The sequence below is a fragment of the Rhizobium sp. GCM10022189 genome, assembly GCF_042656325.1.
Lineage (GTDB): Bacteria > Pseudomonadota > Alphaproteobacteria > Rhizobiales > Rhizobiaceae > Rhizobium.
Map to the genome: position 1 here is coordinate 20317 of NZ_JBHSOR010000019.1, position 8308 is coordinate 28624.

Genomic DNA, 8308 nt, shown 5'->3' on the forward strand with positions numbered 1-8308 from the left:
TGATTGCCGGGCAGTCAGCCCCGGCTGAAATCAGAAAAAGGACGAGGAAATCCCTTATGGGCATGAAATCAAGACTGTTTGCCAGTGCGGCCTTTCCGCTGCTTTCCCTCTCTTTCGTGGTCTCGCCGGCAGGCGCATACGCCGCAGCCGGCGTGGCTGCGCAAGGTGTTGTCCGCCCGGTTGTCGAAGGCAGCTATGAGGTGGCGCAGGATGCGCCGTCGGAAGAGGAGCTTCTGAAAAAGAAGAAGCAGGCGCAGGAGCAACAGCAGCAGGAGGCGCCCGCCGAAAAGCCGAGGAAGCGCGAGGCGCCGGCCGAGGCCGCCCAGGAACCGGCGGAAAAGCCGAGGCGCCAGCGCGCGCCGGAGCCGCAGGCTGCACCCGAAGCCCAGGCCCCGGCCGCCGAAGAGCCCGCCCGCCCGCGCCGCCAGCGCGAGGCCCAGCCCGAACAGGCCGCACCCGAGCAGCAGGCACCGGCGGCCGAGGAGCCGCAGCGCCCGCGCCGTCAGCGCGAGGCCCAGCCCGAGCAGCAGGCCGAGCAGCCGCAGGCCGAACAGCCCCAGGCCGAACAGCCGAAGCGCCAGCGCGACCGCAAGCAGAATGCCGGGCAGGCCGCGCCGGAGGCGCAGCAGCCGGCAGCCGAGGCGCCCGCCGCCGGCGAAGCGGACCAGCCCGCCGAAAAGCCGCGCCAGCGCCAGAAGCCCGCAACGGCCGAGCAGGGTACGGAACAGCCGGCCGAGCAGCAGGGCGGCAAGCGTCCGGCCGGCGGCAAACGGCCGGCCGCAGCCGAGCAGCAGGCCGCCCCTTCCGACGCGGCGCCCGCGCCGGCTGAGAAGCCCGTAACGGCTGAAAAGCCCGCCGAGGAAAAACCCGTTCCGGCGGAAAAGCCGGCAACGGCCGAAAAGCCTGCCGCCGGCGAACAGCCCGCCACGGGTGAGGCCGCGCAGCCGGCAACCGGCCAGCAGCCCGAACAGCCCGCCGCCGCCGCGCCCCAACCCGGCGAACAGCCGGCCGCCGGTGCCCCGCAGCAGGCCGAGCAGGCAATTCCGGCGCCGGAAAAGGTCACGCCGCAGGAGCTGGAGCGCCGCAAGGAGATTGCCCAGGACCCGGCCAAGAGCAACGAGACCATCGTTCTGCCGGTCGAAAACGGCGCTGCCGTTCTCGACAGCGACAAGGATGCCGACCGCAGCCAGGGACGGCAGGGCCGTCGCGACCGCGACCGCCAGCGCGCCGACAGCCAGGATTTCAAGCTGCCGACCTCCGATGCCGAGGCGCAATCGCTGAGCCGCGGCCAGCAGCGCGCGCCGGTGCGCATCGAGGCCGTCACCCGCGAAGAGGGCCGCCGCATGGACCGCCGGCCGCAATTCGCCCGGCCTGATGGCGCAGACTACGGCGAGCGCACCGACGACAGCCGCGTCATCATCCAGTTCGGCGGCCGCACGGTCGTGCGCAGCGACGACGACCGCCGCTTCCTGCGCGACGGCGAGCGGCCCGTCTACGAGGAGCTTGCGGGCGATCGCTACCGCGAGACGATCATGCGCCCCGAGGGCTATCGCATCGTGACGATCCGCAACCGCTACGGCGACATCATCCAGCGCTCGCGCGTCGATGCGCGCGGCCGCGAAACGGTGCTCTACTACGCGCCCGAGCTCTACGAGGATCCCGACCGCGACTATTTCGAGGATCCGGGCGCCGACCTGCCGCCGATGCGCCTGCGCGTGCCACTGAACGACTATATCATCGACACCAGCACCGATCCGGACCGTGACTATTACGAGTTCCTGAGCGAGCCGCCCGTCGAGCCGGTGGAACGCGTCTATTCGCTGAACGAGGTGAAATATTCCGCCCGTATCCGCGACAAGGTGCGCCGTATCGATCTCGATACCGTGACCTTTGCCACCGGCAGCGCCGAAATCCCGATGAGCCAGGCGCGCACGCTGCGCAAGGTGGCGGACGCGATCAACGAAGTGCTCGACAAGGATGCGAGCGAAACCTTCCTGATCGAGGGCCATACGGATGCCGTCGGCTCCGACCAGAGCAACCTGATCCTGTCCGACCAGCGCGCCGAATCGGTCGCCAACGTGCTGACCGACGTCTACGGCATCCCGCCGGAGAACCTTGCGACGCAGGGTTACGGCGAGCGCTACCTGAAGGTGAACACGGACGGACCGAACCAGGAGAACCGGCGCGTAACCATCCGTCGCGTGACGCCGCTGGTGCGGCCGGTGGCGCAGAGGTAATCTGCCGGCGATACCGAATGAGGAGGGCGGGGCTGCGAGGCCTCGCCCTTATCATTTTGCGGCGTCGACGGTGCTGCGTCTTCGCGATCCGCCCGGACGTTCGCTGCGGATATCGCTCACCCTTTCATCCGTCCTGCCGGACATCTTCTCCCCGCCGGGGAGACGGGGGAGCAAGCCCGACCGTGCGCGCCACGAAATCGGCAATGCCGAGCGTATCGTTGAGATCGAACACGGCGAGCCCGCCGGCATCCTCCACCGCATGATCGGCCGCAATCGCCACGATATGCGGATCGTCGGGCGCGAGCGGCTGGCGATTGGCCGCCTCGAGCCGCCGCGCCTCGATCTTCGGGATCGGCTCGCGCTTGTAGCCCTCGATCAGGACGAGGTCGCAGGGGGCCAGCCGCGCCAGTATCTCCTCGAAGCTCGGCTCCGGCGCGCCGCGCAGCTCGTGCATGATGGCGTAACGCGTGCCGGAGACGATCGTCACCTCATGGGCGCCGGCCTGGCGGTGGCGGTAGCTGTCGGCGCCGACCTTGTCGATGTCGAAATCGTGGTGGGCGTGCTTGATCGTCGAGATGCGGTAGCCGCGGCGGGTGAATTCCTCGACGAGGCGCACCGCGAGCCCCGTCTTGCCGGAATTCTTCCAGCCGGCAATGCCGAAGATCTTCTGTGCCATCGCCCGTCTCCTTCACGCGCCAAGCGCCGCCAGCCAGCGTTCGGCCTCCATTAAATCATCAGGCGTGTTGATGTTGAAGAAGGGATCGAGAAGGCTGGCGCGGGTGGGATGCAGCGGGAAGGCGACTTCCGTAACGTCATGACGCTGGAGGAAGTCGCGCACACGGCGCTTGTCGTCGATGCCCATCCATTCTTCCAGATCGGCGGCGAGCGCCGTCGGCCAGAGGCCGAAGACCGGATGGCTGCGGCCCTCGGAGGCGGCGATGGCGATCTGTTCGGGATGGCTTAGCGCGCCTGCAAGCCGGTTGACGAGATCGGCCGGGAAGAAGGGGCAATCGACGGAGACGGTGACGACATGGGTGGCGGGCAGGGCGGCGCCATAGGCCATGGCGGCATGGATTCCGGCCATCGGCCCCGCCTTGCCGGCAATGCGGTCGGAAACGACGGGCAGGCGGTGGCCGTCCGCCCTGTCGGCATTGACGGCAACCGAGACCGTCTGCGGCGAAAGGCGGGAGAGTGCGTGATCGAGCAGGCTGCGGCCGCCCAGCATCACGCCCGCCTTGTCGCGGCCCATGCGCGAGGAACGCCCGCCGGCGAGCACGACGCCCGGAATGGTCAACTGGTCGAGCCTGAAATCCGTCATGGCCATATCCTCAATCTCACACGGGCGAGCGCGGCGCCGATTCCTGGGCGACCGGCGGCACGTGGCGCTTGGCCTCACGATAGAACGTATAGAGGCCGGAGGCGATGACGACGGCGGCGCCGGCCAGCGTCCAGACATCCGGCACTTCGGCAAAGAAGAAGAAGCCGAGCAGGGCCGAGAAGATCAGGCTCGTATAGCGGAAGGGCGCGACGAAGGAGATTTCGCCGGTGCGCATGGCAAGGATGACCGACTGGTAGCCGACCAGCACGAGCACGGAGGCCAGCAGCAGGTGCGTCAGCGAGGTGGCGCTGACCGGCTGCCAGCCGCCGAGGAAGGGGATCATCAGCGCGCCGAAGATGCCGACCGAGATCGCCGTCACCGTGGTAATCATCAGCGAGGGAATGTCCTTGGCTATGCTGCGGGTGGCAAGGTCGCGCCCGGCGGTGGAGGCCACGCTCGCGACGCAGAGCAGGGCGGCGGCGGTAAAGCCTTCCGGGCCGGGGCGGATAATGATCATCACGCCGATCAGGCCGACGAGGATCGCCATCCAGCGCCGCCAGCCGACCGGCTCCTTGAAGAACAGCGCGGCACCAAAGGTGACGACCAGCGGCAGCGACTGCAGGATCGCCGAGGCATTGGCGATCGGCATCATGCCGAGCGCGGTAATGTAGGTGACCGCCGCGATGATCTCGCAGGCGATGCGCAGCGCGATCACGGGCTTGAGCATGACGCGCCAGGGGCGCAAGGCGCCCAGTTTCCAGGCGATCAGATAGACGAGGATGCTGGTGAACAGGCCGCGCAGGAACATGATCTCGCCGGCATTCATATAGGAGATGACCGATTTGGAGAGCGCGTCGCTCGAAGAAAAGCCCGCCATCGCCATGCTCATATAGATGGCGCCCTGGGTATTGCGTGATCGCGGCATGCTGGAGATTCCCTTACCTTGCAGGCTCTTTTAGAAGGGAAAGGCGGCCAGGGGTATCGGAGGAATGCCACACTTCCGATAATTCGATGCTGCAGCGCAGCACAACCTGCCGTAAGGGCAGGCGGATCTCCGTGCAGGTGCGGCAAATATTAGAAATATAAGGATAATTCCCAGATTTTCCGGTTGCGGATTAAGGTTGTATCAACCGATTCGGCGAAAGATGCCGCCACTCTCCATGATGGAGGGAGCCGCCGAACCATCCGGAATGATTGCGGAATGGACGGTACCATCGTTTCAAGGCGCCGCTCCCCATGCACTTCATCGACCGACTTTTGCAAAGCCGTCGTATCGTCACCAAGGTCCTTCTGTTCGTCGTCCCGCTCGTCGTGCTGATCGCCGGCGTCGGCATCCTCGGCTATCACACGGCCAATATTCTCAACGGCCATATGACGGTGACGCGCGCCACGATCGAGAACATTTCCGATTTCGAAAACCTGCAGGCCGCGCTTCAGGAATTCGTCTCCGACCCCACGGATGCGAGCAAGGCCGATTTCGGCAAGGCGATCGACGCGCAGGAAAGCGGCGTGGTCCGCCTGAACGGCCTGCTGAAGACCGACGACCAGCGCGGCCAGCTTACCGAGGTCAGCGGCCTTGCCGCCGCCATGCGCAGGCAGCAGGAGACATTGTGGGGGCTGCGCCAGAGCGAGGACGCCAGTGTCGCCGCCATCAACAAGACGGTGCAGGCGATCTCGGCCGCCGCCGACGAAGCCGGCGGGCAGGCAGCCACCGTGCGCAAGGATTTCACCGACAAGGAAGCCTTCGCCAAGGCGCTGCTTTACGATACCGCCGCCTTCAAGTCGCTGACCGATATCATGGGCGCCATGCGCGTCGATATCCAGATGGGCTTCACGCCGGAAGAGCAGGTGGAAGCGGCCCAGCAGCATATTGCCGAGATCCTGAAACAGCTTGAAGTCGCCAGGGGCATGGTATCCAAGGACGGCCTGCCGCTGATCGAGCAGCTTGCCAATACGGCAGACAAGCTCGACGCGCTGCTGAAGGGCAACGGCACGCCGGACGAGAAAGCCTCCGGCATGGCGCCGCTGCTCACCGGCTTCGTCAATACCGAAGGGCAGATGACGCTGCAGTCGGCCAAGAACAGCGATACGGCGTCGGCCCGCTTCGTCAGCCTCGACAAGAGCATTGCCGAACAGCGCGAGCTGCTGATTTCGGTCGACCGGGTGCGCGATATCGCCGACCGCCTGCAGGTGCATGTCAGCCAGATGCTGAGCGCGCGCGTTGCCGCCTCGCGGGAGGTCGTGCTTGCCGACATCAAGGCGCTCACCGAAACCGCCGGCCGGATTTCCACGCTCGGCGCCAAGGATGGCGTGCTGAAGGCCTTCGCCGACAAGGTCGGCCCGGCCGCCGCATCGCTGACGTCAGGCTCGGCCGACATGCTGAAGGCGGCTGCCGACTGGAAGGCGGCGCGCCAGCAGTCCTCCGAAATCCTGTCCGGCGCCATGGCCTCGCTTCGCCAGTTCGTCAGCCAGGCGCAGGAGCTTGGCAAGGAAGACAGCGAGCGTTCGGCCAAAGTCTCCGTCTTTGCCATGATCCTCGGCACGCTGCTTGCCATCATCGGCGGGCTGATGCTGGTCGAGACGCTGCGCGGCCCGCTGAAACGCGTCTCCGAGGTCATGACGCGGCTTGCGAACGGCGATCTCGAAGTCGCCATCGAAGGCCGCAACCGCGGCGACGAGATCGGCGACATGGTGCGCTCCGTCGCCGTCTTCCGCGATGCGGCGGTCGAAAACGTCCGCCTTGAGAGGGAGGCCGAAAGTGCGCGCGCGCTTTCCGCCGACGAGGCCAGCCGCCGCGCCGCCGAGCGCGCCCGGATCGAGGCCGAGCAGAAACAGGCGCTGAATGCGCTCTCCGACGTGCTGCAGCAGCTGGCCGAAGGCAATCTGGAAATCGGCATGCGCCGCGATCTCGCCGCCGATTTCGTCGATATGGCCGATACCTACAATCACGCCGTCGAAGCGCTGCGCCAGACATTGGTCGACGTGCGCGGCGCCACCGTCGAGATCAAGGGCGGCACCGGCAATCTCGCGTCCTCCGCCGACGATCTTGCCCGCCGCACGGAACAGCAGGCGGCGGCGCTGGAGGAAAGCTCGCGGGCGCTCAGGCACCTGAGCGACGTCGTCCGCTCCACCGCCGAGCGCGCCAAGCAGACGGCGCAATCCGTCGACGAGACGCAGCTTTTCGCCACCCGCTCCGGCGAGGTCGTCGCCAGGGCTGTCGACGCGATGGGCGAGATCAACCGCTCCTCCGAGAAGATCGCCACGATCATCGGCGTCATCGACGAGATCGCCTTCCAGACCAACCTGCTGGCGCTCAACGCCGGCGTGGAAGCGGCGCGGGCGGGCGAGGCCGGTCGCGGCTTTGCGGTCGTGGCGCAGGAAGTGCGCGAACTGGCGCAGCGCTGTGCCAAGGCGGCCCGAGAGATCAAGGAACTGATCTCGGCAAGCTCCGGCCAGGTGCAGAGCGGCGTGCAGCTCGTCGAGGAGACCGGCCGGGCGCTTTCCGAAATCATCGCCCATGTCGGCGGCGTCCAGCGCCTCGTCGCCGAGATCTCGGCCGCCACCGGCGAACAGTCGACCGGCATCCACGAGGTCAGCAAGGCGGTGCATGACGTCGAGCTGATCACGCAGCAGAACGCGGCGATGGTGGAAGAGAACAATGCCGAAATCCAGGGCCTGCGCCAGCGCGTCGACATGCTCTCCGGCAAGGTCAACCGCTTCCGCACCGGCGACGAGGGCGAGGTGCATGGCCATGGCCGCGGCGGGGAGCGCTGGGCGGGGCGGGCGGCGTAAGCCGCATTGCCGGGAATGGGATGGCGGAGCCCGCGCTTTCCGCAGCGCGGGTTTTTCTTTTGAACCATTAGCCGCTCCGGTCGTTTTCCAACCATGTCCAACGAAGGAGAAAGCGTGATGGATTGGAACCGTGTTGAAGGCAACTGGAAGCAGATGAAGGGCAAGGTCCGCGAACAGTGGGGCAAGCTCACCGACGACGACCTCGACCAGATTGCCGGCCGCCGCGAACAGCTGGAAGGCAAGCTGCAGGAGCGCTACGGCATCGCCAGGGACCGCGCCCGCCGCGATATCGACGACTGGTACGACAGCCAGACCTGGCACTGACAACGATCCGGCATCGGACTGAATTCCACTCACCTGGCCTCGCTTTTGCGGGGCCTTTTTTGTCGGGTGGAATTCCGGCCCTTGCACGATCCGTTAGACATATTCCGCTAATAGCTGGCATATCGATCACGGAATTCGCACCGGGGTAACATCGTGAAGCTATTTCAGCCACCCATCGCTCCACTCGCAGCATTCGCCCTGCTCGCCAGTTCGACGCTGGCTTTCGGGCAGGGCTGGCAGACCGACAAGCAGGGCACGTCCACCTGGCACGTTTCGCCGCGCGTCGGACAGTGCAATGTCAGCAAGGCGCAGAACAAGGCGATCCGCGCCGGCATCTACCAGAGCGAGATCGTCTATCGCGACGAGAACGTGCTGACCTTCCAGGGACAGACGCTGAATGGGGATCGCAAGGAGATCACCTTCGGCAACGAGGCGAGCTGCCCGGAGATCGGGGCTCAGGATATTCCCTAAGCGGCGGCGGGATTTGGACGACAGGGCAGTGCCCGTGGCCCCCTTGTATCTGCACATTGATGATTTTGTGCGAAAGAAGCGACTGAGCCTCTTGCCGGGTGGCCACCCGGCAAGAGGCGTGGCGTCGTCGCCCGTTCCCCCTGCGGTTACAACCGTGGATGAGCCA

General features: G+C 66.3%; 7 protein-coding genes. 4 read left to right on the forward strand and 3 right to left on the reverse strand.

From position 1 onward, the window contains the following. The first annotated feature begins 56 nt into the window (after positions 1-56). Positions 57-2237, forward strand: coding sequence for an OmpA family protein (locus tag ACFPWW_RS11445; protein WP_377311697.1), 2181 nt, complete (start codon positions 57-59; stop codon positions 2235-2237). A gap of 124 nt (positions 2238-2361) precedes the next feature. Here the strand turns inward: ACFPWW_RS11445 and mobB are convergent, their stop codons facing one another. The 3 genes from mobB to ACFPWW_RS11460 are packed head-to-tail and all read right to left on the reverse strand — an operon-like array spanning position 2362 to position 4480. Continuing rightward, complete coding sequence (gene mobB, locus ACFPWW_RS11450; protein WP_112759288.1) at positions 2362-2913, reverse strand: molybdopterin-guanine dinucleotide biosynthesis protein B; 552 nt, start codon at positions 2911-2913, stop codon at positions 2362-2364. A 12-nt stretch (positions 2914-2925) separates the two neighbouring features. Further along, positions 2926-3555 (reverse strand): molybdenum cofactor guanylyltransferase MobA, encoded by a 630-nt coding sequence (gene mobA, locus ACFPWW_RS11455; protein WP_112759313.1) that lies wholly within the window; start codon positions 3553-3555, stop codon positions 2926-2928. 16 nt (positions 3556-3571) lie between these two features. Further along, on the reverse strand, positions 3572-4480 hold the full coding sequence (locus ACFPWW_RS11460; RefSeq protein WP_112759289.1) for a DMT family transporter: 909 nt from the start codon (positions 4478-4480) through the stop codon (positions 3572-3574). A 311-nt stretch (positions 4481-4791) separates the two neighbouring features. Between ACFPWW_RS11460 and ACFPWW_RS11465 the strand changes: the two genes are divergently transcribed. The 3 genes from ACFPWW_RS11465 (at position 4792) to ACFPWW_RS11475 (ending at position 8142) form a co-directional block, all read left to right on the forward strand. Continuing rightward, on the forward strand, positions 4792-7347 hold the full coding sequence (locus ACFPWW_RS11465; protein WP_377311699.1) for a methyl-accepting chemotaxis protein: 2556 nt from the start codon (positions 4792-4794) through the stop codon (positions 7345-7347). Between the two features lie 117 nt (positions 7348-7464). Then, on the forward strand, positions 7465-7671 hold the full coding sequence (locus ACFPWW_RS11470) for a CsbD family protein (RefSeq protein WP_112569455.1): 207 nt from the start codon (positions 7465-7467) through the stop codon (positions 7669-7671). Positions 7672-7824: 153 nt separating this feature from the next. Continuing rightward, positions 7825-8142 (forward strand): hypothetical protein, encoded by a 318-nt coding sequence (locus tag ACFPWW_RS11475; RefSeq protein ID WP_377311701.1) that lies wholly within the window; start codon positions 7825-7827, stop codon positions 8140-8142. The last annotated feature ends 166 nt before the right edge of the window (positions 8143-8308 follow it).